Genomic DNA, 26,421 nt, shown 5'->3' with positions numbered 1-26,421 from the left:
GTTGATGATGGGCAACCCATGTGCGGGACCCATGATCGTGATCGGAAATCGTACACGGGTCCGGGACAGGCCGTGCTGATCGAGGTTAGCGCGGCTGCGATCAACCGGCGTTCCCCGCCGTTTCATGGCGTCATTGGGCAGGGTCACGTTTCGTCCGGCAGGAACGCCGACAAGCCGCGTTGGTTGATCTCTCGCACGACGGCCGACACCTCCCCCGCCGGCGTTGGATGGGCAATCAGAAACCCTTGGGCTTCGTCACAGCCAACGCGGAGAAGGAACCGCAACTGTTCGACGGTCTCGACTCCCTCCCCGGTGACCCGACAGCCAAGCCGATGGCCCAGATCGACCAGTCCGCCCACCAGGGCCTCGTGGTCCGCGTCGCTAATCGCGGCAATGAACGAGCGGTCCAGCTTGATCTTGGTGATGGGGAGGTAATTCAGATAGCTGAACGCGCTGAAGCCGGTCCCGAAGTCGTCGATGGTCAAGGCGAAGTTGCGCCGCCTGGCACCGTCCACAAACGTTTCGGTTTCGGTGGCGTCCTGGCTGAACAAGGCGCTTTCAGTCAACTCAAGCTCCATCGCCTCGGCGGTCATGCCATGCGCCTGAAGGCACCCGTCGATACTGTCGAGGATCAGTGGGTTCGTGAGTTCCTTCGCAGACAGGTTGACGGCCATTTTCAACGTCAACCCTTCATCCTGCCAGCGACGGGCCTGTCGCATCGCCTGATCCAGAACCCACCGCCCCAGGGGTATGATCTCTCCCGTCTCTTCGGCCAGACGGATGAAATCATCCGGCATGATCAGACCGCTCGTCGGATGATTCCAGCGAACAAGCGCCTCGGTGCTGACAACACGGCCATCACGGAGATCCAGCAGCGGCTGGTAGTAGACCTCGAACTGACCCTCAGAAAGGGCCAGCTTAAGCCCGGCCGCAAGAGATCGCCGACGTTCGACCGCGACGCCCAGCGCCGGTTCGAAGAAGACCATCTGGTCGCCCCCCAGGTCCTTGGCGCGGTAAAGCGCGAGATCGGCATGCCGCAACAGCGATTCCGGATCGCCGCCGTCCTCGGGAAAGACGGCGACCCCCAGGCTCAGGCCTGCGTTCACCTGTTGATCCTGATCCCCAACGCTCAGATCAAGTCCACCAAGCAGACGGTCGAGCACGTGGCTGGCATCCGCGCCGGAGTCGAGGTCCGGCAGGATCACGGCGAACTCGTCACCGCCAAGGCGAGCCAGGGTATCAAGGGGGCGGAGGGCGGCGGCGCCCATCTCGGCAACCCGGCACAGCAGGCGATCACCGCAAGGGTGGCCGAGCGTGTCATTGATGTCCTTGAATTTGTCGATGTCCAGCATGGCCAGGGCGACCCGATTGTCCTGCCGACTTGCCTGTGTCAGGGCGGTTTCCAGCCGATTGCCGAACAAGGATCGGTTCGGCAATCCGGTCAGGGGGTCATGCAACGCCAGGTGGGCCAGCCGCTCCTCGACGGTTTTGCGCGCATCGATATCGAACAGAATGCCGGTGATGCGCTGGGCGCGGTCTTCGTCGGACCGTCGCGCCGCCTGCGCAACCACCCTGACCCAGCGCGACGTTTCGTCCGCCAGCCGAACACGGAAATCAAGGTCCAGTCTGTCAGTCCCGCCGTCCATCAGTTCGGCGACCCGGCCCATCACCTGGGCTGCATCGCCGGGATGAACCCGGTCCGGCAGCCATGCATCAAGGTGGTCATTGTCCGGCCACTCGGTGGGTGAGACCCCAAGAATTTCGGCGCACCGATCACTGACGAAGGTCTGATTGTCCTGGCTGATGTCGAACGCGAACACGCCACCTTCGCTGGCATCGACCGCCAGCCGCAGACGCTCTTCCTTGTCCTGAAGGGCCTCCTGCGCGCGCGCCCGCCCGACCTCCGACCAAATCCGGGTGGCGATGTCCTCAACAAGGGCCACGTCGCCGCTACTCCACGGTCTCGGCCCGGTGGAGGAGAGGACGCCGAACACCCCGGCCAGTCTGTCGCCCTTGACAAGGGGCGCCATCAGGAAGGCCCCGACCGAGCGGGCCGCGAATAGGCCGGGCTCATCCGATGCGGACGGGTCCAGGTCCTTGCGGACATCGGCGACGGCCACCGTCCTGCCATTGGTGAGGTCGGCGAGGATCGCCGATCCGAAATCTCCAAGGGGATGACAACCCGCCATGCTCGCGAGGGTGCCATCCGTCCAGTCCTGCGCAACGACGGCTTCGTCACGCGTGGGCGTGATCTCGGCATAGATGGCCTGGCTGACGCCAAGGTGTCGCGCCAGAATCTCGCATCCGACGGCCTGGGCGGCGGCCGGGTCGGCAAGGTCCCGCAACCGGTCGGACAATTCGATCCGCAGGGCCTGATGCGTTTCACGCTCACGGCGCCGGGCTTCGTCGTGGCGCTCCTGCGTGACATCCTCAAGGGACAGCAGGATCAGGTCCATGCTGTCCAGGCGCATCGCATTGATCAGAATGGTGCGGCTTCCAAGTCCGGAAAAGACGTGTTCGACCTCGTAGCCGCCCGTTTCTTTTTTGGTCGGCAGCTCGTCCGTCAGGAGACGGTGGAGGTCGGGGATGTTCCATTGTCCCGAGCCCAGTTCGGACAGGAAGTGCCCTTCAGCCATGCCCGGCGAGATGCGGAAGTGGTCATAAAAGGCGGGGTTCGCGGACACCACCCTTTGTTCGGGATCGAGGATGAGCAGGGGGGCCCGCACGGTTTCGACGATCGCCTCGGCGAAATCCTTGGCCGACTGAAGCTTCTGCTCGTAGTGGCGCCGTTCGGTGATGTCGATGTACGTCACCACGATGCCTTCAATACGGTCGTCCTCCGTCCGATACGGAAGAATGCGCCGCAGGAACCACTGATCGCCCTGGGTGCCGGGCACCTGTCGCTCGTTGGGGGTCAACGTGGACAGAACGCTGCTGGCGTCCGCCTCGAAGGTTTCGTCCACGACCTTGCGGGCAAAGCTGGCAAAGGGGCGCCCCATGTCGCCGGGTGTCAGATCGACCAGACGCCGCAAACCCGGCGTGAACCAGCGCACGGTCATGGCCTGATCCAGAAACAGCGTCGGGGTGTCGGTACTGTTAAGAAGATTGTTGAGGTCGTTGCTTTTGCTTTCCAGTTCCTGAACCTTGTTCTGAAGCTGACTGTTGACCGTATTCAGCTCCTCGTTCAGGGACTGCAGCTCTTCCTTTGAGCTTTCCAGTTCCTCGTTTGTGGACTGAAGCTCCTCGTTCATCGTCATGATTTCTTCGTTCGAGGCTTTCAGGTCCTCGTTCGCGCCTTCAAGCTGGCGCACGGTCAGTCTCAATTGTTCCTGTGTCGCCAGAAGGTGCTGTTCCAGCGTGGCGGGCGTCTCTGCCTGGTCATCCGCGGGGTGCGGATTGGCCGCCTCGGGATGCGGTGCCCTAAGAGGCGCACTGTCGCGCGCGCCGTTTCGATCGAAGGTGATCAGCAGAAGCGTATCGCCCTGGCCACTGGAGAGCGGCGCCACGGCTACCGTCACGGCGTGGTGGAGGTCCTGGCCCGTCATCACGACCTGACCGCTCTGCGTGCGTCGCTGCGCCAGGGCTCTTTGCCGCAGGTTGCGGACCGTGTGGGGCAGGGCATCGCGCAGGTGCCGCGTCAGGTCGCGCGTCTGCTCGCCGTCGGGGTGGCGCAGAAAGGGCGTGGTATCTCCATGCACCGACAGAAGGCGCAGATCGGAGTCCGTCAGCACGGCGGCCGGCGCGAACCGGTCAAGCAGCGCGCGCCGCGCCAGTTCGCTGTGGTCGCGATGCGGCGCTGTCGGCGCGCTGCCCGACGTTGAAGCGACCCCTTGAGCGCCGGTCGGCGGGCCGCCCACGACCGGAAACTCAACCCCGTCGCGCGGGACCGGCCCGGTCCGGCGGTGAATACGCCACCGCTTCGAGATCGCCTTGAATCCTTCGTTCGCTCCCAGCGCGGTTTCGACGGACCCCAGAAACAAGGCGCCGCCCTGGCGCAACGCGAACCGGAACAGGGCCAACAACTTCCGTTGCACATCCGGTTTGAGGTAGATGAGAACGTTCCGACAGACGATCAGATCCATGCGAGAGAACGGGGGATCCCGAAGCAGGTTCTGCGGTGCGAAGGTGATGGCATCGCGCAGGATCGGGCGGACCCGAAAGGCATCGTCCTCCGGGGAAAAGAACCGCTCGATGCGCGCGGGCGGCAGTGTTTCGATGACGCTGGCGGGATACACCCCGTCGCGACCGACGGCCAGCGCGTCTTCGCTGGCATCCGTGGCGAAGATCCGCACCGACACGGAGCCTTGTGCCGCCTCGGTCGCCTCGATCAGCAGCATGGCAAGGGTATAGGCTTCCTCTCCCGTGGCGCAGCCCGCGACCCAGGCGCGGATCGGGCGGTCCGGGTCCCGCTCCGCAACCATCGGCGCAATGACCTGCGCTCTGAGGTCTTCCCAGGCTTCCGGGTCGCGGAAAAAGCTGGTGACGTTGATCAGCAGGTCGCGCGCCAGGGCTGATGCTTCCTGGGGGTTCTGGCGGACAAGGTCCAGATAATCGGTGATCGTCCGCAGACCCTTCAGGCCCATGCGGCGCTGCACGCGCCGGCCGATCATGGCGTCCTTGTAGCATTGGAATTCGTGCCCGGTCTCGGTGCGAATGGCGTCCAGAATGGCATCCAGCGGCGGCGAGGATACGGTCGGCCCCGGTCCCTTTACTGGTTGTGAGACGGTTTCGTCGTGCAGGATCACGCGGCGGATCGTGTCCGGCAGGGCCTCCACCGGCAGGACGATATCGGCCAGCCCGGTCGCAACGGCGTTCTGGGGCATGCCCGGGTATTCCGCCGTTTCGGGGTCCTGGACCGCGATCAGGCCGCCCGCTTCCTTGATGCGGCGGATCCCTTCCGACCCGTTGCTGCCGGTGCCGGAAAGAATGACCCCCACCGCGCGCTCGCCGCGCAGCGCGGCCACCGCCGTGAAGAAATGGTCCACCGGGCGGCGGCGCACCCGCTCCGGGTTCATCTCTTCAAGCCGGAAGATCTCGTCGCCCAGACCCAGAAGGGTGGCCGGCGGGATGACGTAGACCCGGTCCGGTTCGACCGGCATCCCCTGCTCGGCCTGGACCACGGGCATGGCCGTGTGCGTGGCGATGATCTCGGCGACGCGGCTGGCCTGGGATGGATCCAGGTGCAGGATGACCACGAAGGCCATGCCGCTGTCCGGTGGCATGTGGTCAAAGAAGGTGTTCAGGGCGGCGATGCCACCGGCCGAAGCGCCAACTCCGACGATGGGAAACGAGGACTTGCGCTTGGACATCATGGCGCCTCTGCCAGGTTGGGGACCTCGGGACCATCGGCCGACCGGGCCGTTGCGGATGCCGACCAAAAAGAGAATCTAAGTCATTCCCCAATACGTATTGTTGCAGGAATCGTTAAGCTTCGGGACATTTTTTTTGTGATATCCTTTGTTTTTTAACTCATCACATTTTTTTTATGCGGAACGATGCCGATTTTTCTGCCGCATATCTTCGTCAATGGCCTCCGTCGCATTGCGGCTGAGCGGATTCTGTTGTCAGCGTGATGACAAGAGCATGTGGCATCCCATCCAGGGGGATACGGGCGGCGCCGGCGCCGGCGGCGATCAGGGCGCCATCCAGGGCCACGCAGGGTTGGTCTTCAGTGAAGGCAAGGGCGGTCTTCACCCGAATGTCGCAGCGGGTTCCGGCCACGGTGACGGTGGCCTCGAACCCGGGCCAGGTCTCCGGGATCCGCGGATCGACGACCAGGTCGCCCCCCTCCCGCCGCAGGCCGAGAATGCCCTCGACCCCGGCGCGGTACATCCAGGCCGCCGACCCGGTGTACCATGTCCACCCGCCGCGTCCGACGTGGGGTGGTTGGGAATAGACATCGGCGGCGACCACATAAGGTTCGACCTTGTATCGTTGGACATCATCGTGCCGCCGGGCGTGGGTGATCGGGTTGAGCATGGCGAACAGCTCTGCGGCTTTGGCGCCATCGCCAAGCTTGGCGAACGCGAGGATCGCCCACATGGCGGCATGGGTGTACTGGCCGCCGTTCTCCCGCAAACCCGGGGGATAGCCCCGGATGTAGCCGGGATCGTGCGTGGTTGAGTCGAAGGGTGGGGTGAACAGCAGAACCAGACGGTCCTGCCGCCGGACCAGATGCCGGTCCAGCGCGGCCATGGCGCGGGCGGCGCGGTCCGGGTCCGCCACTTCTGACAGGACAGCCCAGGATTGGGCGATGGAATCGATGCGGCAGGCATCGCCGTCCCGTGTGCCCAGCCACGTGCCGTCGTCAAAGGTGGCCCGTCGGTACCAGTCGCCGTCCCAAGCCTCGCGTTCGACCGCCGCCACGATCCCGGCGGCCTGATCCCGCCACCCCTGGGCGCGGGCATCGCCGCGGTCCGTGGCGAGGGGCGCGAACAGTGCGACGGTGCGGGCCATCAGCCAGGCCAGCCACACGCTTTCGCCCTGACCGTCCTCTCCGACCCGGTTCATGCCGTCGTTCCAGTCGCCCGTGCCCATCAGCGGCAGGCCATGCGGCCCCAGCAGGGCCAGGCTCCGGTCGAGGGCCAGGGCGCAGTGTTCGAACAGCGACGCCCGCCGATCCGAGAGAGTCGGTGTGAAAAAGGCATCGTGGGCGCCCGGCTTCAGGCCCGGCCCCGCCAGGAAGGACACGGGTTCGTCCAGGACCCCGGCGTCCCCGCTGGTCATCACATAGCTGGCGACGGCGAACACCAACCAGATCCGGTCGTCGGAAATGCGGGTCCGCGTGCCCTGACCGGAGTGCGGCAGCCACCAGTGTTGCACATCGCCCTCGACGAACTGCCGGGCGGCGGCGCGCAGCAGGTGGGTCCGCGCCTCCTCCGGACAGGCGAAGGTCAGGGCCATGCCGTCCTGCAACTGGTCGCGGAAGCCATAGGCGCCGCTGGCCTGATAGAACCCCGATCGGGCCAGGATGCGGCACGCGAGGGTTTGATAGAGCAGCCACCCGTTGAGCATGATGTCCATGGCGCGGTCGGGGGTCCTGACCTGCACCGCGCCCAGCAGCCCGGTCCAATGGTCCGTGACGGCGGCCAGGACGGCGTCGAGATCGGCCCGTCGGAACCGCGCGATCAGGGCGCGGGCGTCGGCGTCCGAGGCGCATTCGCCCATGAACCAGACGACGTCGGTCTCCTCGCCGTCCGCGAGATCGATGGCGGCGGTCAGGGCCACACAGCGGTCGAGCCCCACGCCGGCCGTGTCCGACACCGGCGCACCGACGCCGCCGTGCAACGCGGCGCGGTCCGTGGTCCAGCTCGTCTGCCGTCCGCCCAGGTCGGTGAAGGCGACCCGATCCGGAAATCCCGGTCCCCACGGGTTGCGCGTGAAAATCGCCCCGGTCTCGTCGTCGCGTCCGGTCAGCAGGAAGGGCGAGGCGGTTCCCGGGGCGATGCCGACCATCCATTCGACAGCGGCGGTGACCGACAGACGCCGCCGTTGGCCGGACCGGTTGCGCAGGGTCAGGCGCGAGATCTTGATCGGGTCGGCGCGCGGAACGAACTGGATCAGGTCGAGGGCCACGCCCTCCGCCTCGTGCTCGAACCGGCTGTACCCGAAGCCGTGGCGCGCCACGTAGGTTCCGCCATCGCGCCCGGGCCGCGCCATCGGGCTCCAGACCGCCCCGGTGCTCTCGTCCCGCACCAGGATGGCCTCGCCCGACGGGTCGATCACCGGGTCGTTGGACCAGCGCGTCAACGGGTTCTCGCGGCTGTTCACGGCCCAGGTGTAGCCCGCGCCCTCCGCCGACACCTGAAAGCCGAACTCGGCGTTGGCGATCACGTTGATCCAGGGCGCGGGTGTGGTCTCGTCGCCCGTCAGGACCGTGACATACTCCCGTCCTTCGCGATCGAAGCCCCCGAAGCCATTGAAATACTCAAGATCGGCGCCACCGGGCGCGGACCGGCGCGGCCCCTGCGCGGGTCGGGCGTCCGGATGCCTGGCCTTGGGGCGCGCGCCGGTGGCGGGCCTTTCGACCCGCGCGATCTGGTCGGCCACGGATCCGCGCCGGGCATGGAGCACGACACGCGCGGTGGCGGCCAGAAGGTCGCGCGTCTCCTGCGGGACAAGATCGCGCCGGAGGACATGCACCGCACCCGCCGCGACGGACTCGCCCAGACGTGGGCGCGACTGGCTTTTGCGGACCGCCGCCTCAAGCGCGGCCTGAAGGTCCTGGATGTAGGAGGCGGGATGCTCGTTGACGATCACCAGGTCAACGGCGACCTGCTTCATGCGCCAGTATTCATGGGCCTGAAGCATCTGGCCGACCGCGGCCATGTCCGCCGAATCGTCGATGCGAAGCAGGACGATGGGCAGGTCCCCGGAGATGCCCAGCGGCCAGAGCCCGGACTGCGGCCCGGCGGCGCGGCTGATCGCCTCCACCGACATCCGATACCGGGGGTCCTGGTAAAGGATCGGCGCGGCCAGGGTCTGGAAATCGGCGGCCTGTGCCGCGCCGATGCCGATATGCCGAAGCTCCACCTGGCCCTGTGTCCAGGCCAGGGTCTTGGCCCGGTCAAAGGCGTTGCGGTCGTGGTGCTTGTCGATCAGGTCCAGCAGCGCGGCGCGGGTGGAGGCCGCCACGGTCCAGAACGACACCCGGGCGACGGACCCGCCCGGGATCGTCACGCAGCGCCTGAGGGAAAAGACCGGATCCAGAACGGTGCCGACGGTATTGGACAGCGTCCGTCCGTCCTGCATCGCGACCGCGCCGGCCAGAGTGCCGGCGCCCCGGCCGAGGAAGCGCGCCCGGTCGGTCTCGAATTCAGGGTCGGCGGCGATGTCGCCCTCGACGACGGCGAAATGGGCCGCCCAGACGCCCGGATCGTCCGGGGATCGGGGCCGGCGGGTCGCGGTCAGGGCCTCGAATTCCGGCAGGTGCGCGGTTTGCACGAACATCCTGGAAAAGGCCGGATGGGCCGCGTCCGCCGCGACCGGCGCCAGAACCAGTTCGGTGTAGGACGTCAGCTCGATGTCGCGGGGGCGCCAGCCACTGTTGGTCAGCGAGACCCGGCGCACCTCCCCGTCATCCTCGCCGGAGACCAGAACGTCCATGGTGGTCGTCAGGGTCCCGTCGTGGCCGGTGAACTGGGCGTGATCCTCGCTGAACAGGACATGGCCCTGGCGTCCCCCCTCGCCCGTGGGGCTGGCGCTCGCGGTCCAGCGCTTGCCTGTGGCACGGTCCCTGAGGACGATGAACGTGCCCCCGTCTTCGGGTGCAGCGTCCTCCCGCCACCGGGTCACCGCGATGTTTCCCCAGCGGCTGTATCCACCGCCCGTGGCCGTCAGCATCACCGCGTAACGACCGTTCGACAGCAGGTGCGTGGCCGGTGCGCCGGAGGCCGCGACGCTCAACCGACGGGTCGCGGCTCCTGCAGAGGTGATGGCGGCGACGGGTGTCCTCACGCCCTCCAGATCCGGACGGGCGACCGCGACATCCTGAGGGACCCGCTCCTGAAGCAACAGCTCGCAGGCCTTTATCATGGGATCCCGATGGAACCGGTCGCGCATCCGGCCGTCGGTGACGGCGTTGGCAAGGGCGACGATGGTCATGCCCTGGTGGTGGGCCATGAAGGTGCGCACAATGGCGACCGTCTCGCCCTCCGGGATCCGCGAGTGCGTGAAATCCAGCGCATCGAAAAAGCCATGGCGTCCCAGGGCGCCCATCCCGGTCAGCCGGTCGAAGTTGCGGCGGGCCCCGTGCGGATCGACCATGGCCCCAAGTGCGGAGGCATAGGGCGCGACCACGGCGTCACCGGCCAGCCCCCGCTTCAGGCCGAGTCCCGGCACGCCGAAGCTGGAATACTGGTACGTCAGCTCGGGATCGCGGGCGTTGAAGGCGGATTCCGAAACCCCCCAGGGGATGTCCAGTGTGCGGGCATGGCCCTGCTGGGCGGCAACGGCAAGCCGATTGGTCTGTTCAAGCACGCTGCCGATGGGTGCGCGCATCACCAGCGACGGCATCAGGTATTCGAACATGGAGCCGGACCAGGAGATCAGGGCCGACCCGCCGCCCATGGGCGTGGCGCCCCGGCCCAGGCGGAACCAGTGTCGCGTCGGCACATCGCCCTTGGCGATGGCGAACAGACTGGCCAGCCGCGCTTCCGAGGCCAGCAGGTCATAGCAGTTCGCGTCCAGTCCGTTGTCCGCGAGGGAATACCCGATGGACAGCAGCATCCTTTCCGGGTTGAGCAGGCCCGTGAAGTCCATGGCCAGGGCCATGGCGCGGGCCTGCGCGGCGAGTCCCCTCAACCGATCCGCCAGATGCCGCGCCGCGTTGTGGTCGAGGTGGCGATCCCGGGCATGGCTCAGGCCGGCCGTCCTGAGGGCGTCGATCCAGAACAGGGGATCGGATGCCAAGTCGTCGTCGTCCGCCATGGGCAGACTGTCCCGAACGGCGTCCGCCGCCTTGCCTGCAAGGCGGTTCAGAGGTGCGAAAACCAGGTCGAGGCCCTGGGCCCCCTCAAGCAGGGTTTCAATCTCGTCGAGACAGGCCGACACGGACGGCCCCTGCCCCCGGGGCGCGGCGGGCAGATCGGCGATGGCCAGACGGGCAAGGCGCACGGTGTCCGTCAGCCCGGCCCGCACATCCACCTCGGGCGCGTTCGGCGGTGCGTCCGGCTTGCCCGGCGCCGGGGTCGCCCAGTCCTCGCAGGCATTGGCAAGCGCGATCAGGTGGCCCGCCAGATTTCCGCTATCGACCGACGAAACATAGGCCGGATCGAGAACGTGCCCATCCCGCGTGTCGTACCAGTTGAAGAAGTGGCCCTTGTAGCGTGCCAAACCGTCCATGGCCGTCAGGGTCGCCTCAAGGCGTTCGACGGTTTCGGTCGTGCCCGCCCACCCGAAATCCCGTGCCGCCACCGTGGAGAGCAGGTACAGCCCGATATTGGTGGGGGAGGTCCGGTGTGCGAGGACGGGGGCCGGGTCGACCTGAAAATTGTCGGGCGGCAAAAAAGAGTCGGCCTTCGTCACGAAGGTCTCGAAAAAGCGCCAGGTCCGGCGGGCGACGAGGCGCAGGGCGGCGCGGTCGGCGTCCGACACCACAAGGCGTCGCGCGCGCGGCGTCGGCCGGCTGATCCGGTACGCGATGGCGGGCATGGCCGCCCAGGACACGGCGACAGGCAGGATCACCAGCCAGGAGGACGGCGCGATCACCACGGCTGCGCCCGCCAGGATCAAGCCGAGCGTGACGCCGCCGCGCATGGTTGCATAGAACCCGCGCAGGTCCAGACGGGGCGCCGCCGTCGATGTCGCCGCCGTCGTCCATTCCAGGAGATTGCGGCGGGTAACGAAAAGGCGCCGTACGGTGCGGCCGATGGCGTCGACGGCGCGCCGGGTCTGGTCTGGCAGGAAACAGACCGAAAGAAAAACCTGCACCATCGCCAGCCACACCCCCTTGCCCAGGGTGTCGAAATGGCTGCGCGCCGTCAGGCCGGAGCGCCGAGGCAGGATGGCGAAGGCGCTCGGCAGGAACGCGGGCAGCGCCATGGCCGCCAAGACGAACCCGATCCCGACCCAGGCCGCCGGCGTCGGCATCACCCAGCAGGCCACCAGTGCGAACAGGAGGAAGGGCGCGAGGAGCGACCGCCGCAGATTGTCGAGCATCTTCCACCGCCCGAGCGGTGTCGGCGCGCCGGGTCCGGTCCAGTGACCGAACACCCAGGGCAGAAGCTGCCAGTCGCCTCGGATCCAGCGATGCTGGCGTTTGGCGGCGACGTCATGGCGGTTGGGAAAGTCCTCGACGACCTCGACGTCGGAGGCCAGCCCCGCCCGCACCCATAGGCCCTCGAACAGGTCATGGCTGAGCAGGGCGTTTTCCGGGACCCGGCCGGACATGGCGGCTTCGAACGCATCCACGTCATAGATGCCCTTGCCGGCGAAGGATCCTTCTGCGAACACATCCTGGTAGACGTCGGAGACCGCCGCCGCGTAAGGGTCCATGCCCGCCGGTCCCGAGAACACCCGCTGGAACAGCGAGCCTTCCGCGCCCCGGGGCAGCGACGGCGTGACGCGCGGCTGGAGAATGCCATACCCGTCCGTGACCCGCCGCAGGGCCGGATCCAGGATCGGCCGGTTCAGGGGATGGCTCATCTTGCCTACCAGCCGCCGCGCCGCGTCGCGCGGCAGCCGGGTGTCGGCGTCCAGGGTGATGACATAGCGCACACCTTCGGGCACATGGGGTGCCACCCCGCCCACGGCCGCGAAGGACGTGTCGGTGGCCCCGCGCAGAAGTCGGTTCAACTCGACCAGTTTGCCGCGCTTGCGCTCCCACCCCATCCACACGCCCTGCTTCGGGTTGAAACGGCGGTGGCGGTGCAGAAACAGGAAGCGGTCGCCGGCGGGGCCGGGGCCATGTCGCCTGTTCAGCGCGGCGATCGCCTCGACGGCGACGGACAGCAGGCCCGCATCGCTGTCAACGACCTCATGATCGGCATCCGCCCCGTCCGACAGCAGGGCAAAGGTGATGTCACCGCCCGAGCCGGACAGATAGTGCACCTCCAGGGTCTCGACCTGGTCGCGAAGATCGGTCTCGCGGGTCAGAAGCGTTGGGACGGCCACCAGCGTGCGCGCAGACCCTGGAATCCCCGTGGCCAGCTCGAACCCCGGCAGGATGATCGGACGGTGGCGCCAGGTCGCCAGGCGGTTGACCAGGGCGGTGGCCACCTCGGTGGCGGGAACGGCTGCCAGGATGGCAAAGATCGCCAGTCCGCCCCAACCCAGCCCGGTCAGGGAGAGGCACCAGAGAGGCAGCGCCAGAACCAGCAGGGTCATGACCACCATGGCGGCGACATAACCGGCCAGTCCCATGTCACGACCCAGGCGGCCGAGCCGTGCCGGGTACGTCGGACGGAACCCGATCGCCTGCTCAAGCGCGCGACGGCCGTGCCCGATCAAATGAAAGCCGGGATCTCCGACCCGTTCGGCCATGTCCTGTGTGGGGGCGGTTCGGGCGGCCTCGTTGGCGGCGCGGATGGCGTGGTCCGTGACGTCGCCTTCCGACAGCACCGAGCCCCGGGCGAGGGTCTCGATGGCGGCCCGGTAAAGGTCGCGCGTCGGAAAGTCCATGTCGGCGAACCGGCCGGCGGCGCGGAGGCGTTCATCCACCAGACTGATGCTCTCGACAAACTCCGCCCAGTCGATGTCCGAAATCAGCCGCATGCTGTTGATGACGTTGCGGACCGAAACGTTGGAGTATCCCAGGCGTTGTTGCGTGCGCGAGACCACCTGTTCGATGGACCCTCCTTGTTGCTCAAGGCGTTCGGACAGCCATCCGATGGCGGGTGTCATCGTCGGGTCCTGGTCCCGCAACCGCTTCGCCAGTTGCGCGGCGAAGACCTCCGAGAGGGGGCCAACGGCGCGGGTGGCGATATCGGCGTCCAGCGCCGCCTTTGCGCCGGCCGATGCCAGCAGTCGGTCGGCCAACGTGTCCGCGTCCGACCGTTCCGAACGCCCCAGAACGATCTGGGCCGACAACCGCCGCAGGTTCTCCACAAGGACAATGCGCAAGGTGATGGCGACAGCCCAGAGTTCGCCGATCATCAACGGCTGGACACGCTGGTAGGCCTTGATGAAACAGCGCAGCATCACCGGGTCGATATGGCTGTCGGTATGGGCAACGAAGGCCCAGGCCAGCCCGAAGACGCGCGGATATCCGGCGAGGGGACCGGCGGCCAGTTTGGGCAATTGGCGATAATAGCCGGCGGGCAGATGGTCGTGGATCTGCCGGATCTGTTTCTCGACAAGGTGATAGTTGTCCAGCAGCCACTCCGCCGCGGGAACAATATCGCCCCCCTTCTCGGCTTCGGCGGCACTCGACCGATAATCGGCCAACAACGCGGTGGCGTTGCTTTTCAGGCGTCGGTCCAGCGGCGGGACCCTTGGCGGCCTTGCCGTGACCTGCTGGGCCACGGCAAGGCTTTCCGCGTGCCGCTCCAGACGGTCCAGGCCGAACCGTTCCTCTCGGATGGGAGCCGGGCCGACCCAGAGCGGGGCGGAGGATGGACGCCTTCGGATGCCGGGGTGCCGTAGAGACTGCATGGTCCAGGGGTCCTCCAGTAACGGTTCGGGCGTCGGCTTCTGCCCGCATGCGCCCCCATGCGGTCTCATTCCAAAAAGGTTTTCGGGCACCCTATTCGCGGTGGGCAATGGTCCGCCGGTTTGCGGCGCCAGTGCCTTTTACCCTCAACACCGTCGGTGCCGGTGTGGTCCGGATCAGTCTCTGCTCATGCGGACGATGACGATGGCGGATAAAGACAACAGAAGAATGGCAATGGACTCGAAGAGTACGCTTTCCGGCGCGGTTTCCTTTCCCTGAAGAATGATCAATCGGGTCAGCGCCGTTATGGCGATAAAAATCGGGTAAACGAACACAGAGCGGCGATCTGAATAATAAACAGATACCATTCCAACAACTTCAATATAAAGAAACATAAGCAGTATATCGGGAAGGCCGATTATTTTTACAATGTACATATGATATATCTCAACTGCAACCCCGCATATGGTCATAATTAATATTACGATAAGAAATAATCTTTCCGTTATGTGGAATATATAATGCGCTATATTTCTTTCTATTTCATCAATTTTCTCCGAGCGAGCGGATTTTGCAATAACACTGTTTTCTGTATAATCTTCTTTGGCGTGGCTCATTTTTGAGGATCCATTTTTTAAAGAGGCTGACTTACCAAGTCTTCGGCCACGTGTGAGCTTTCCTTGTCGACGTAGTCGCCCCAGAATATGTCATCAACACGAACTTCCCATTCTTCATTCGTCTCTATAATATCAATCCTATCTGCCGAGAGTTCTTTTGTAGAACTGGCTGATTTGGGAATGAGTTTTCCGCCATCTCCTAAGATATCGGTGGCCTCCACTTGCGCTTCGTCCTGGATATCGAATGCTCTTAGTCTTCATAAAAGGCCAAATCAAGAAAATCATGAATACGATCAAACTCTCTCTTCCAGGGCGATAATGCACGAATCCGCCTACCTTGATGCACGTCCAACACTTCGCTTCGTAGTGATTTGCTACACTGAACGCTTCGGTTTCTCCCTGGTTGGGGGGTGATGGGGCGAGCGCCCCGGAATGATAAAATCGGCGATTTACGGTTTTTGACTATGTTTCGCGTCGGCGTCGCGTTTTGCTTGGGCCATGGCATCCTTCAGGGTCGTGTACTTGTATTCGCGATAGTGGAATACGTCGGCGGAAACCCGCGTGATTCCGGCGCTGCGCATTTCCGCCTCCGTAACGGGCGTGCTCTTGTCCTTGCCGGCGGTGTCGATCTGTTGGCGGTCCATATCCTGGTCTCCTTTTCACTTTCTGGTTCAGGGGTGCCGGCTCGGCGGATGAGTCAAACTCATCCGCCGCTGGTATCATGCCCCGGCACGGCCGACCGCATGGGGTGTCCGGTCCGGCAGCACGAGATGAAACACAGACGTATCGACGGCAAGCCGGCCCCACAGGTGTTCGTCCGCCATGATGGAAACCCTGTCGCCATGGGCTTTCAGGCGATCCAGCAGGCGATCAACCTGGTTTAAGCGTGTCGGCTCCATGGCGTGAAACCGCAGTGTCAGCCTGGCTGGCGTCTCCATGAGAAGCCTGGACAGATAGCGGGCGCTTGCCAACACGATCCGCCGGTCGATCAACCCGGTGAACGAGACATCGACGCGCGTGATCGGGTCATGGCTCAGGGTGATGGAAACCCGCTCCGCCGCCATCGCGCGCGCGATGGCGGTCCGGAAAGCCGCGATCCGCCCCTCGATCCCCGGGACATCGCGCTCTTCCGGGGCCAATTGCCGTTCTGCGAAGCGTTGCATCGACAGGCCGATGATCCAGTCGGAGATCATCAGCGGGACCTGGCCCGGGGACCGCAACGGGATCGTGCTCAGGAAGGGGGCGATGTGCCCCAACCCTCCCGGTGCGATCCCCCGGACGATCAGGCGGCCGATGATGGCGAGGCGCTGGGGCAGGGAATACCCGCTGCCGTAGATCGGTGTGGGCATATAGGCCAGCTTGTTGCGCAGGCGGCGGCCGATCTCGGGAGCTGTGAGCAGGCGCGTGTAAAGGGCCCGATAGCCTTCGACCAGCGTCTCCAGGGTCATGGTCTTGGGCACGATATTGGTCGTCGCGCCGGTGTTGTCGCCGATCGTCTCGGTCTTGATCAGGCGGTCTTCCCGTTGCATCCGCTCATACAGGGGGGTGCGCGGCAGCGCCGTCAGCAGGCCGACCATGGCCGACTGGATGCCGGCCTCGGTGATGAACCGATAGTGTCTTTCGAAGGTCTCCGGGGTGTCATTGTCGAAGCCGATGATGAACCCCGCCAGAACGTCGATGCCATGCGCATAAATCCGGCGGACGGCGGTCAGGGGGTCCTCGCGCAGGTTCTGCGTCTTGCCGGTTTCCTTCAGGCTGACCGGGTCCGTGGACTCGATGCCGATGAACACCCAGCCGAAGTTGGCGGCCCGCAACAGGTCGAGCATTTCCTCGTCCTGGGCCAGATTGAGCGACACCTCGGTCCCGAAACTGAACCTGTAGCCGTGCTGTTCCTGGTAGGACGCCAGCCGTCGCAGGAGTTCCTTGGCCTGACGCGGGTTGCCGATCAGGTTATCGTCGACGAAGAACGCCTGACGCGCGCCCAGCCGACGGAGTTCGTCCAGCTCGCGCTCCACTTGTCCGAGGCTTTTTGTCCGCGGCTTCCGGCCAAACATGACAATGATGTCGCAGAACTCGCAGCGGAATGGGCAGCCCCGCGAAAATTGCAACGTGACATTGGTGTAGAGGTCCAGCTTCAACAGATCGAAGCGCGGGCGCGGAGAGTCCGCAAGGGCGACTGTCCCGGTTTCGTGATACATGGGCTTTGGCTCGCCACGGGCGAAATCATCACAGAATGTCTTCCAGATGTATTCCGCCTCGCCGGCGACCACGGTGTCCGCGACGGCGGTGTAGTCCTCACGGCACAGCGATGCGTAACTGCCGCCGGCCACCACGTAGTGGCCCTGTTCGCGGTAATAGGCCAACAGTTCCCGTTGGCGTGGAAGCTGCACGCCCATGCCGCACACGCCGACGATGTCGGCGGTGGTCGTCAGCGGAATGGTCTCGACATTCTCGTCAACGATCTCGATGTCCCAATCGCCGGGACACAGCGCGGCCAGGGTGGCGAGGCCGAGTGGCGGGTTCACCGCCCGCTTGCCCGGCAGCACATGGTCCACCGCCCATTTGAAGCTCCAATAGCTTTCGGGCAGCCTGGGATTGATGAGCAGCAGATGCATGGACTGGCCCCTTTCAGGCAGGCCGCAGGGACGACCATCAGATGGGGCGGGTCGAGTTCCTGCCCTTGATGATGCGTTCGATCAGGTCGACGACGTCCCTATGAAGCTGTTGATTGGTGGCCTCCTCCATGGCTCTTCGATGCGCCGTGGCGGCATCCTCAAGGATCGCGTGGGCCTCGTCGCGGTCGATGATCTCAAGGTCGGTCATCGACAGCAGCAGCGACTCGCAGATGGACAGGGCCGCCAAACCGGCGATATCGGGATCAGGTTTCACGTGCGGTCCTCAAGGAGGTGGGGGCTGGCGGTATAGCCGTGCCGCGCTCCAGGGCGACTGTACGAGAAAGCCTACAGCGTCCCGCAGCGCCGCGTGCTAATCTGGGATAGCATGTCGGCCCGGTGTCGGCAGTGCGACCCGGGAGCACGACCCATGTCCGCAAGCGAAAGCCCCCTGGCGAGAAAGCTTGGCTCCTTCATGCCGCTGATGCCGGACGAATTGCGGTGCGTTGCCGAACTTGAATCCACCCGTCGCAGCGTGGCGCCGCGAACGGAAATTGTATACGAGGGGCAGAAGGACCATGCCGCATGGCTGCTTCTTGATGGCTGGGCCAACAGCTATAAACTGGTTCCCGACGGCGGCCGGCAGATCATCGGCTTTCCGATTCCCGGTGATTTCATGGGATTGCGCAGCATCTTGTTGCGCACCTCCGATCATTCTTTCGAGAGCCTGACCGACGCCGTCATCAGCGAAGTGTCTCAGCAAAGAATAACCCAGATTTTTGAGGACTTGCCACGTCTGGCCACGGCCATCATGTGGGGCACCTCCCGCGACGAGGCGATGGTGGTCGAGCACCTGGTGAGTATCGGGCGGCGCAGCGCCATCGAGCGCACGGCCCACTTTTTTCTGGAACTGGGGCAACGCCTGGCCTTGATCGGCAGAGTGACGAGCAACGGATTCGCCTGCCCACTCAATCAATACGTTCTGGCCGACGCGCTGGGTCTCAGCGCCATCCATGTCAACCGCATTCTCAGGCAATTGCGCGAACGCGGGCTCATCACGCTCAAAGCCCAACAGGTGATTATTCTCGACTTGGCGGGGCTTGAGGACCTGGCCGGTTTCGACAGCGGCTATCTCAATCACGGTCATTCCGGGACGTGATGCCCGCGCGGCGGTCGCCGGGATCGCGTTGGCGGATGCGCTGAGCGGGCCGTTCAGCGGACTGTCGGCAGCTCTGGCGCGGTCTGGATTGACGCCGCCGCATCGCGCGCCAGGGCTGCCTCCAGGTCATCGGGATCGACCGTCAGCGTTCGCGAACGCCCAGGAGTTGCAGGCGTCGCGGGCAGGTGGAACAGGGTCTGTACCCTTCGATAGGCTTCGAACGACACGCCCTCCAGTCGTTCCTCGTCCGTTTCCACGTCGTAGGTCCCGGGCTGGAGAAGCTCGTCGAAATCACCGAGAGTGAAGGGGTTTGCGAAGGTGACGGTTTTCTTTGATGTGCGGACGGTCATCGGAGAACTCCGCGTCGCGACGATCCCGGCAGGGGGGGGGAGGCAGGCGGAGGGAGTCGCCCCCCTCCGAGTCCCGTCACTTCGGCTTCTGCTCCGAAGCCACATCGCTCCCTTTTCCGGGGGGCTGGGCGGCCGCTTTCCCGGCGGCCGGCGCACCCGCCGCCTTGTCGTCCGACGTATCCTTGTATGCGTTGGGGTGCGATTGGGCGAATGTTTTGAAAGACATGAGTGCCCCTTTACGGGCCATGCAGGCAATGATTTGCCAGCGTTGCAGATATGGTATCGAGGGCGGGCCATTTCAATCGGCTACGGTTATTTTTTAATATTTTTAGAGTTCTCATCTTTCAGCAGTCATCCCATTATTTTTTTCTTGACCCCTTTCAGAATTGTAATGCGCCGCCACCGGTTCTCGGCCACCCATCATCGCCGCCCCAACGTAGTCAGACACCTTGCCGGCCGCGGCCTTGACGGGATCATCGGCGAGGTGGGCATAGCGGGCGGTGGTCTGGACCTGGGAATGGCCCAGCAGCTTGCCGATCATCGGCAGGCCCTTGCCGAGGCTCAGCGCGCCGCTGGCGAAGGAATGGCGCAGGTCGTGCAGGCGGACGTCATCGAGGCCTGCGCCGGCGCGGATGCGCCGCCAGGGGTGCTGCAAGTCGGTGAGCCGCGATCCCTCTTTCCGGCCGATGATGACCCAGGGGTTCCCGTCAACGCGCTCAATGCCCCGCAGCACGGCGGCCACCGTCTCGCCGAAATGCACCACCTTGGCGCCCGTCTTTGACTCCGGCAGCCGCAGCGCCCGGTTGCGGAGGTCGACATGCTCCCAGCGCAGGGTCATGATCTCGTTCAGCCGACACCCGGTCAGGGCCAGCAGCCGGATGGCGGCGATGGCCGAGGGCGTTTCCGACCCATCCCGTTCGGCATCGCGGAGGACCTCGCCAAGGGCGGCAAACTCTTCGGGCGACAGGAACCGCTCGCGCTTGCGCTCCGGGTACTTGCCCACATGGCGGCAAGGATTGCTGCCGTCCGGCCGCAGGCCCCAGACCTCCGCCAGATTGAACATCTTCGACAGCACGCCCAGCGTCCGGTTGGCTTGGTACGGAATGTGCCGAAGGGAATGGTGCAGGTCGGCGATGTCGCGCCGTTCGATGTCCGTGATACGGCGCGGGCCGAGCGCCGGGTTGATGAACAACTCGACCGCGCGTTTGTATTCCGCCTGGGTCGATGGCTTGCAGCGCACGGCCACGTGCTCTGACAGGAAGCGGTCGCCGAGCCCGCGCATGGTCGGCGCCTTGCGGGCCAGGTCGGCGTCGCGGACGGGATCACGCCCTGCCTTGGCCTCGGAGATGATCTCGTGCGCCCGGGTGCGCGCCTGGTCCGGCGTCATGGTGCCATGGGACCCGATGGTCACCTTGCGCAGGCGGCCCTTCACCCGTGTCATGGCGACATAGACCTTGCGGCCCGTCGGCCACACTCGGACACCGAACCCGTGCAACGCATCGTCCCAATGGATGACGTCCCGGGGGCCCGGCGTCAGGCTGTCCACCACCCGTTTCGTGATCCTTGTCATGGCCGACCTCCCGCGCCGCGCGACCTTCAGGCATCTCTCCTGACGGTCCCGTCGGGCAACACATAGGTAACAGAAGAGAGCAAATTCAGGGTATCAAGAGCGCAAATGAGCAGCAAGCGAAAAATCGGAAAATGAGCCGGAAACAGGGCGTTACCGTGTGTTGTCGTACATAAGCGTAAGTCGTCGCAACAGTATTCGCAGAACTCATAACCTGAAGGTCGCAGGTTCAAATCCTGCCCCCGCAACCAACTTAACCTGCGAGACCGGCGGAGTGCCCCGAGAGGGCGCTCCGCCTTTTTCTTTGTGGGCCATCGCCAGGATGCCCGCCAGATCGCCATGCACATCGACGGTGAGCGCCGAACGGGTCGGGTTTGGCGTCAACACCACCTTGTCGATCAGCGAGCGGAGCAGGTCCGCCGCTTCGTGCCGGTGCGCTTCGTCATTGAGCGCGACGATCAGGTTCAGCACTTCATTCCGATAGCGCTGCGCCATGTTCGGGTGCAGCATGACCGGCGCTTCCTGGGCGTCGGCGATCAGCCGCTCGATCTCCCCGATCCGGTCCACCGTTCGGATCAGCTCATCGCGGATCACTTCGGCAGGGACGCCTTCCTTGATCGAGTCGATCATCCGCGCCTTGTCGCGTTCCAGCTTCTTGAGCTCGCGCTTGTGCCCGGCCAGCGCCGCATTGTGCGAGCGCCGAACCTGATTCACATGGCGCGTGTATTCCTGGCAGAACACGTCACACAGCGCCGGGTCCATGAGCTTGGATTGCAGGACCTCGATGATCGCGGCTTCGAGCTTCACCTGGCCCATGGCCAGCCGGTTGTCGCAGGTGCCCTTGTTGCGCGCCGTCGAGCAGCCGTAATGCGTCTGGGAGATTTTGGCGAAGCCGCCGCCGCACTCCCCGCATTTGAGCAGATAGGAAAACAGATTGCGCGGCCTCTGGTTCTTCCAGAAGTTCGGCTTCGCGCGTTCCAGCGTGCCCTGGCGCGCCTTCACGATGTCCCATAGCTCCTGATCGACGATCCGCAACTCCGGCACGTCAGAGACGATCCACTCCGATTCCGGATTGGGCCGCGCGACGCGCTTGCCCGTGTCCGGGTCCTTGATGAAGCGCTGCCGGTTCCAGATCATCCGGCCGATATACAGCTCATTGTTCAGGATGCCGGTGCCACGGTGACGGTTGCCGTTGATGGTGCTCTGGCCCCATTCGTTACCGCCGGGACCGGCGATGCCTTCCTTGTTCAGCGTCATGGCTATCGCCTTCGGCGACTTGCCTGCTGCGTAGTCGCGGAAGATGCGCCGGACAATCTCCGCTTCATCGGGATTGATCGTGCGTTCGCCCCGTATGGCTGCGCCGTCGGCATTGACGCGCTTCACCACGTCATAGCCATAGGCATTGCCGCCGCCGGACTTGCCCTGCATCACGCGCCCGCTCAGCCCGCGCCGTGTCTTGTCGGCCAGGTCCTTGAGATAGAGCGCGCCCATCGTGCCCTTGAGGCCGATATGGATCTCCGAAACGGGACCTTCGGAGAGCGTGACCACCTTCACGCCCCGGAAGGTCAGGCGCTTATAGATATGGGCGATGTCCTCCTGATCGCGCGACAGCCGGTCGAGCGATTCCGCGAGAACCACATCGAAGCGGCCTTCCTGCGCATCGGAGAGCAGCCCTTGCAGGCCGGGGCGCATCATCGACGCGCCGGAGATCGCCCGGTCAGAATAGCTTTCGACAATCTGCCAGCCCTCGCTATCGGCCCGCGCCCGGCATAGCCGGAGCTGGTCCTCGACCGAGGCATCGGACTGCAAGTCCGATGAATAGCGGGCATATAGGGCGACCCTCAGCATGGGCGGTCCTCTCCGTCGCGTGCGTCCAGAAAGGCATGATAATCGCGTTCCGCCGCGCGGCGCGCCAGAAGCTTCGCCATGGCGACCAGACGCCGGTCCGGTCCGGCGGATACCCCGTTGAAAGTGGAGTGAATGCTATTGAATGCAGTCTCTTGCCTTATCTTCGCACGCTGACACCTTTTACTTTGAATATATAGATATTTTACCAGTTGCTCCGGAGAATAAGTCAAGAAAAACAGACACTTAGGCAGGCCAAAGCTGGCCTTTGCGGGACGACGCAGGCCGCTTAGGAAGAATAAAGACTGGTGCGTGACCGGATCGATCATCGAATTACCTGCCATTTGCGGGCCGTTTCCGGCCCTTCGATTCATTACACAACATTCCGTATCAATGAGTTTGGTATCCGGTCCGCGCCGGTTCAAAGGCGACCTTGCACAGGGCTTGCAGCGATGCAAAGCTGCGCCGGTACGGAGAGAGGCGGTGTGAGGCGGACCGGGCCGGGTTGAGACGGGATGGAGTGGAAAGGCACCAATGACGACAAGCGCGCGCTGCGCGACGCGCTTGCCTGGCTGAAAGCCGAACAGGGCATCACGCCCTATCAGGTCGCCTTGCGCATGAACGTGGACGGCAAGGCGATCGACCAGTCCACCATCTCCCGATGGCTATCCTCGCGCCGTGATCCGCCGCCCATCGACTACGAGAGCGGCGGGCGCGTGTTCGCCTTCCTGCTGTCCGATCCGGCGCTATGGAGCCCGCATATCAACGGCCCCGGCCTCGCGGCCGAGATCGATCCGCTCAGCCTCGGCTTCATGCAGTTTCTCGCGGCCCTTGGCATCGCGGCCACGCCGGAAAACCAACGGGCCGCGACGGCTTTCTGCGGCCACTACCGGATGGTCCGGCCATGGTGGCTTGCGCGCGGCCGCGCCGATTTGGCCCTGGCCAGCACGCTTGAGATCGAAGACCGGCGCGGCCTCCTGGCCGCGCGCGAGACACAGAGCTATCGCGATCCGTCCAGCGGCATCTTCGTCAACGAGCATGACGAGGGTGTGCTGTTCCAGTACGGGGCCAACATGTTCATCCTCATGCGCGAAGAGGACGAGCGCAGCCTGAAATTCATGGTCGCGCACTATGTCTATCCGGCCCCGTCCGAAGGCACGCGCGTGACCGCCTTTGCCGGTCACCTGATCGCCGCCTCGGGCAAAGGACCGCATCCCGGCTATCCGTTCTATTGCGAACGGATCGAGCAGGCGGCCGAGCAGCCGCGCATGGGCGCGGTCCCGATCAAGGATCTGCCGGACCATGTTTTGGAGTACATCGCGCCGGAGAGGGTAGGGTAATCACTGAATTGTATTGGGCTATTTGTAAATGGACTTGGTGAGGATTTTAGGTGTCATCATAGCGGCTTTCGGCGTCCTGCATACAATTGCGGCGCACTATGATTGGATTAATTGCCTGAATGATAAATTATTGAGATTAAATCAATCTCTCTCTCGTGGAATAGCATCCGCAAAAACAAGTCTACGAAATGCGACTGCAAATCTAGTCGAGAAAAGGAAAGGCATCGTCGGGTTCATTACAAAGTTATTAAGTATTATCGTTGGTGTAGTCTATCTCCTACTAGCTCTTGGCACGATGATCTGGTGGGCATCACCAGTGAAATCGGTGTTAGGGCAAAGTGATTGGGCGGAAACGTATGCCATGGTCTTGATTTTTGGCCCTGGCTTTCTGGCGGTTTCATACGGATTTGGAAGTCTCTGCCGGTTGTCAGAGCAAGCAGCCGAGGCACTGTCGTTAGTCATTGCTATTGGGCTTTTGGTGATAGTCCAAATCTTGCTAATCCTTACAAAAATTCCGATTAGTGCGATTGCCGGGTATCGCCGTGGCCCGGTTCAAGCAGTAAGTGCCATGCTCACGCTACTTGGGCTCGCTATTGCGATCCTTTAATCGCGCGCAGCTTCCTACAGACGCCAGTCGCTGGCGCCCCAGGTGTTGTATCTTTAGTCTCGGCATCGAGATGCCTTTTCCGTGATAGTAACCTTCGCGTGCGGCAGATAGGATTGTGAGCAGTCCCCCTATGAAAAGAATAACCTGAGATTCATCTGTTACACGCCAAAGCAATAGCGTCGACACAGCGAGGCTAGCTGTGGCTGAATATTTTGCGTGACAAAAAGATGCGATATTGAATATCGATCTCAAACATTTCGAAAATTTACTCATCATGTGTTTATGGGTATCGAAAAAAGTACATTCTGTAAATAAAAAACTCTATTGAGTATAAAAGAAAAATAAAAATATTCGATCAAATTTGTCACAATTTGCCACAAGTCGATTCAGACTGAAAAAGAGAAGTGAGGAAAACCGCAGGTTACAGCGGGTGGCAAATTTGTGGCAAAAATGCAAAATTTGCTGATTTTCTTTCCGTAACTCTCCGCTAACCCATTGATTTTATTGTGGTGCGCCCGGCGGGATTTGAACCCACGGCCCCAGGATTAGGAATCCTAATTAAAAGTCAGTCTTTCTGCTGGGTAGCGGTCGCGTGCCACAAATATGCCACATCAATTTTCATGCAATATGGAAATTATTCCGATATTATTGTCTATATCTTCGTCTTTGTCAATAATATGCCCATATACGTTTAATGTTGTTTGAATATCGGCATGTCCCATTAGTTTCTGGATACGTTTCAAGTTGACCTTCCGGTCAATCAGCATCGAGGCATAGAAATGCCTGAGATCGTAGGGTTTGAATTTGGGGCGGTCCTCGGAACCATCTGATGCATCGGCATCTGAATCGATCAATCCGGCTTCGAGACAGGCGACCTGAAACCCACGCCGCCGCCAATTCTTCGTGCTTTGCCATTTCCCGGTAGAGGTCGGGAAAACCAAGTCATGGTCGTTCGGCCACGCGATCTTCTCACCGTAGTGCCGGACCATATCCAATGTTTCGGGGCTCAAGTCGATGAACCGTCGTCCTGCCGGGGTTTTGGTAACCGATATCTTGGCTCCACCGGCATCTAGCGCCCGGTCCACCATGACTCCGCGATCAGAAAGGTTGAATCGCGGAAGCACGACATATTCCTGCGGCCGCATCCCGGAATCGGCGGCCAGGTAGAGCATCGGCCGATAGCGTGCCCAGCTCCGGGCGATTTGAGCGTTCTTGGAGTTGGCCAGTCGGTCTGCGGCGCTAAGGAGTGCGCGAACCTCTTCGACGGTCGGGATACGGATTGGCTTGTCATATCTGGACGTGGTGGCAACGCGCACCCCAGAGGCAATGTTGTGGTCGAGAACCCCTCGGTTGACCATTTCGATGACCATGGAGTGGAAGTAGGAGAGGACCTTCCGTGCTTGATCTCGGCTATAGTTCCGCAGCAGCCATGAGCGGAATTCCACGACATCGGGCGCACGGAGGTTCGGAAGGAAGTCCGGCCAATCGTATGAGGCTATGATCTCCGCTCGGTATCGGTAGCCTTTGAGGGTGTAGTGGGTGACCGGGTCGCGACCGCCACGGCCTTCCTTCTCACAGATATCGAGCCACTTCTGGAGGCCATCCTGAACGGTCTTGATTGCCCCATACACGGGGCGGCTCTCTTTCCAGGCATGTGCGTTCTCCCGGAACGCGCGCGCCTCTTTCATTGTCCGAAAGGTCTTGAATGCGTATCCCGACTTGGCCGAGGGGCAGGGGTATCGAACTTGGTATGTCGTTCCGTTTTTACCTATGCGCTTTCTAATATCTGCCATTCACCAAAATAAATTCATCAAAATAACAAAGTGAATCTTCAATGATTGCGTTCTGGTTAAAAATATAAAGCGATAATTACTGTATCGGGGAGTTATCCCGAACATTTTTCATCGCCGCAATCTGTCGCTTGCGATAGGCGTCGATCAGTGCCTGACGCGCAATCTTGAGACGCCCGTCAATGGGGTCGATAAAAAAGGGCAGCTTGCGCCGCCCCTCTGCATCCGTCTCCGCCGCGCGCTTCATCTGGCGCTCGGTGAGCTGGATACCCAGCTCCGCGAGCACCATGCGCGCCTCGCTCAGATCGACATATGTCGGCGGCCTTGCCGCCTCCGTGATAGGCGCTTCCTTGTCCGTCCGATTGCCTGCTTCACTCGCTCTGAATTCATCGTAAATCATATCTTAATGATACAACCTAAAGTACTAATAAATTCTTATCCTCGC

At 63.1% G+C, this 26,421-nt stretch carries 16 protein-coding genes; 3 read left to right on the top strand and 13 right to left on the bottom strand.

The features are described from left to right. Nucleotides 1-143 precede the first annotated feature (143 nt). From BLR95_RS13835 to BLR95_RS13810, 7 genes are all read right to left on the bottom strand, one after another. On the bottom strand, nucleotides 144-5,309 hold the full coding sequence (locus tag BLR95_RS13835) for an EAL domain-containing protein (protein ID WP_176787878.1): 5,166 nt from the start codon (nucleotides 5,307-5,309) through the stop codon (nucleotides 144-146). 214 nt (nucleotides 5,310-5,523) lie between these two features. Beyond that, the gene (locus BLR95_RS13830) at nucleotides 5,524-13,962 is read right to left on the bottom strand and encodes a GH36-type glycosyl hydrolase domain-containing protein (protein ID WP_245689544.1); all 8,439 of its coding nucleotides are present in this window, start codon (nucleotides 13,960-13,962) and stop codon (nucleotides 5,524-5,526) included. A gap of 303 nt (nucleotides 13,963-14,265) precedes the next feature. Then, on the bottom strand, nucleotides 14,266-14,706 hold the full coding sequence (locus BLR95_RS13825; protein ID WP_092621401.1) for a phosphate-starvation-inducible protein PsiE: 441 nt from the start codon (nucleotides 14,704-14,706) through the stop codon (nucleotides 14,266-14,268). A gap of 17 nt (nucleotides 14,707-14,723) precedes the next feature. Beyond that, the gene (locus BLR95_RS15600; protein WP_143131017.1) at nucleotides 14,724-14,927 is read right to left on the bottom strand and encodes a hypothetical protein; all 204 of its coding nucleotides are present in this window, start codon (nucleotides 14,925-14,927) and stop codon (nucleotides 14,724-14,726) included. Nucleotides 14,928-15,155: 228 nt separating this feature from the next. After that, nucleotides 15,156-15,350: a hypothetical protein gene (locus BLR95_RS13820; protein ID WP_092621398.1), complete on the bottom strand. Its 195-nt coding sequence runs from the start codon at nucleotides 15,348-15,350 to the stop codon at nucleotides 15,156-15,158. 75 nt (nucleotides 15,351-15,425) lie between these two features. Beyond that, complete coding sequence (locus BLR95_RS13815) at nucleotides 15,426-17,321, bottom strand: B12-binding domain-containing radical SAM protein (protein ID WP_092621395.1); 1,896 nt, start codon at nucleotides 17,319-17,321, stop codon at nucleotides 15,426-15,428. Nucleotides 17,322-17,358: 37 nt separating this feature from the next. Further along, the gene (locus BLR95_RS13810) at nucleotides 17,359-17,595 is read right to left on the bottom strand and encodes a hypothetical protein (RefSeq protein WP_143131016.1); all 237 of its coding nucleotides are present in this window, start codon (nucleotides 17,593-17,595) and stop codon (nucleotides 17,359-17,361) included. 153 nt (nucleotides 17,596-17,748) lie between these two features. On the opposite strand from BLR95_RS13810, the gene BLR95_RS13805 reads away from it, so the two are divergent. Next, nucleotides 17,749-18,477: a Crp/Fnr family transcriptional regulator gene (locus BLR95_RS13805; protein ID WP_092621390.1), complete on the top strand. Its 729-nt coding sequence runs from the start codon at nucleotides 17,749-17,751 to the stop codon at nucleotides 18,475-18,477. 53 nt (nucleotides 18,478-18,530) lie between these two features. On the opposite strand, the gene BLR95_RS13800 is transcribed toward BLR95_RS13805, so the two are convergent. From BLR95_RS13800 to BLR95_RS15595, 4 genes are all read right to left on the bottom strand, one after another. Then, nucleotides 18,531-18,827, bottom strand: coding sequence for a hypothetical protein (locus BLR95_RS13800; protein WP_092621387.1), 297 nt, complete (start codon nucleotides 18,825-18,827; stop codon nucleotides 18,531-18,533). Between the two features lie 337 nt (nucleotides 18,828-19,164). Next, the gene (locus BLR95_RS13795) at nucleotides 19,165-20,397 is read right to left on the bottom strand and encodes a site-specific integrase (protein ID WP_092621384.1); all 1,233 of its coding nucleotides are present in this window, start codon (nucleotides 20,395-20,397) and stop codon (nucleotides 19,165-19,167) included. A gap of 204 nt (nucleotides 20,398-20,601) precedes the next feature. Continuing rightward, entirely contained in the window at nucleotides 20,602-22,242 is a 1,641-nt protein-coding gene (locus BLR95_RS13790; protein ID WP_092621381.1) for a recombinase family protein, read from the bottom strand. After that, nucleotides 22,236-22,568, bottom strand: coding sequence for a hypothetical protein (locus BLR95_RS15595; RefSeq protein ID WP_143131015.1), 333 nt, complete (start codon nucleotides 22,566-22,568; stop codon nucleotides 22,236-22,238). Before BLR95_RS15595 ends, BLR95_RS13790 begins: the two co-directional genes overlap by 7 nt. Before the next feature lie 186 nt (nucleotides 22,569-22,754). Here BLR95_RS15595 and BLR95_RS13785 point away from each other — a divergent pair, with 186 nt between their 5' ends. Together BLR95_RS13785 and BLR95_RS15590 are read left to right on the top strand one after the other, a co-directional pair. After that, nucleotides 22,755-23,579 (top strand): helix-turn-helix domain-containing protein, encoded by an 825-nt coding sequence (locus BLR95_RS13785; protein ID WP_092621378.1) that lies wholly within the window; start codon nucleotides 22,755-22,757, stop codon nucleotides 23,577-23,579. A gap of 28 nt (nucleotides 23,580-23,607) precedes the next feature. Beyond that, entirely contained in the window at nucleotides 23,608-24,186 is a 579-nt protein-coding gene (locus BLR95_RS15590) for a hypothetical protein (RefSeq protein WP_143131014.1), read from the top strand. Nucleotides 24,187-24,797: 611 nt separating this feature from the next. On the opposite strand, the gene BLR95_RS13780 is transcribed toward BLR95_RS15590, so the two are convergent. After that, nucleotides 24,798-25,874: a tyrosine-type recombinase/integrase gene (locus BLR95_RS13780; RefSeq protein ID WP_218119568.1), complete on the bottom strand. Its 1,077-nt coding sequence runs from the start codon at nucleotides 25,872-25,874 to the stop codon at nucleotides 24,798-24,800. Between the two features lie 181 nt (nucleotides 25,875-26,055). Further along, the gene (locus BLR95_RS13775; protein WP_218119567.1) at nucleotides 26,056-26,376 is read right to left on the bottom strand and encodes a hypothetical protein; all 321 of its coding nucleotides are present in this window, start codon (nucleotides 26,374-26,376) and stop codon (nucleotides 26,056-26,058) included. Nucleotides 26,377-26,421 lie beyond the last annotated feature (45 nt).

The sequence above is a fragment of the Roseospirillum parvum genome (assembly GCF_900100455.1).
In the GTDB taxonomy this organism is placed as follows: Bacteria; Pseudomonadota; Alphaproteobacteria; order Rhodospirillales; family Rhodospirillaceae; genus Roseospirillum; species Roseospirillum parvum.
This window is presented reverse-complemented; position numbering and strand designations above follow the sequence as displayed.

Coding starts and splice junctions, on each gene's coding strand:
- BLR95_RS13800 (WP_092621387.1), bottom strand. CDS start 18,827: ATGACCGTCCGCACATCAAAGAAAACCGTCACCTTCGCAAACCCCTTC.
- BLR95_RS13780 (WP_218119568.1), bottom strand. CDS start 25,874: ATGAAAGAGGCGCGCGCGTTCCGGGAGAACGCACATGCCTGGAAAGAG.
- BLR95_RS13825 (WP_092621401.1), bottom strand. CDS start 14,706: ATGAGCCACGCCAAAGAAGATTATACAGAAAACAGTGTTATTGCAAAA.
- BLR95_RS15590 (WP_143131014.1), top strand. CDS start 23,608: ATGGACTTGGTGAGGATTTTAGGTGTCATCATAGCGGCTTTCGGCGTC.
- BLR95_RS13805 (WP_092621390.1), top strand. CDS start 17,749: ATGTCCGCAAGCGAAAGCCCCCTGGCGAGAAAGCTTGGCTCCTTCATG.
- BLR95_RS13795 (WP_092621384.1), bottom strand. CDS start 20,397: ATGACAAGGATCACGAAACGGGTGGTGGACAGCCTGACGCCGGGCCCC.
- BLR95_RS13820 (WP_092621398.1), bottom strand. CDS start 15,350: ATGGACCGCCAACAGATCGACACCGCCGGCAAGGACAAGAGCACGCCC.
- BLR95_RS13785 (WP_092621378.1), top strand. CDS start 22,755: ATGGAGTGGAAAGGCACCAATGACGACAAGCGCGCGCTGCGCGACGCG.
- BLR95_RS13835 (WP_176787878.1), bottom strand. CDS start 5,309: ATGTCCAAGCGCAAGTCCTCGTTTCCCATCGTCGGAGTTGGCGCTTCG.
- BLR95_RS13790 (WP_092621381.1), bottom strand. CDS start 22,242: ATGCTGAGGGTCGCCCTATATGCCCGCTATTCATCGGACTTGCAGTCC.
- BLR95_RS13815 (WP_092621395.1), bottom strand. CDS start 17,321: ATGCATCTGCTGCTCATCAATCCCAGGCTGCCCGAAAGCTATTGGAGC.
- BLR95_RS15595 (WP_143131015.1), bottom strand. CDS start 22,568: ATGATCGATCCGGTCACGCACCAGTCTTTATTCTTCCTAAGCGGCCTG.
- BLR95_RS13775 (WP_218119567.1), bottom strand. CDS start 26,376: ATGATTTACGATGAATTCAGAGCGAGTGAAGCAGGCAATCGGACGGAC.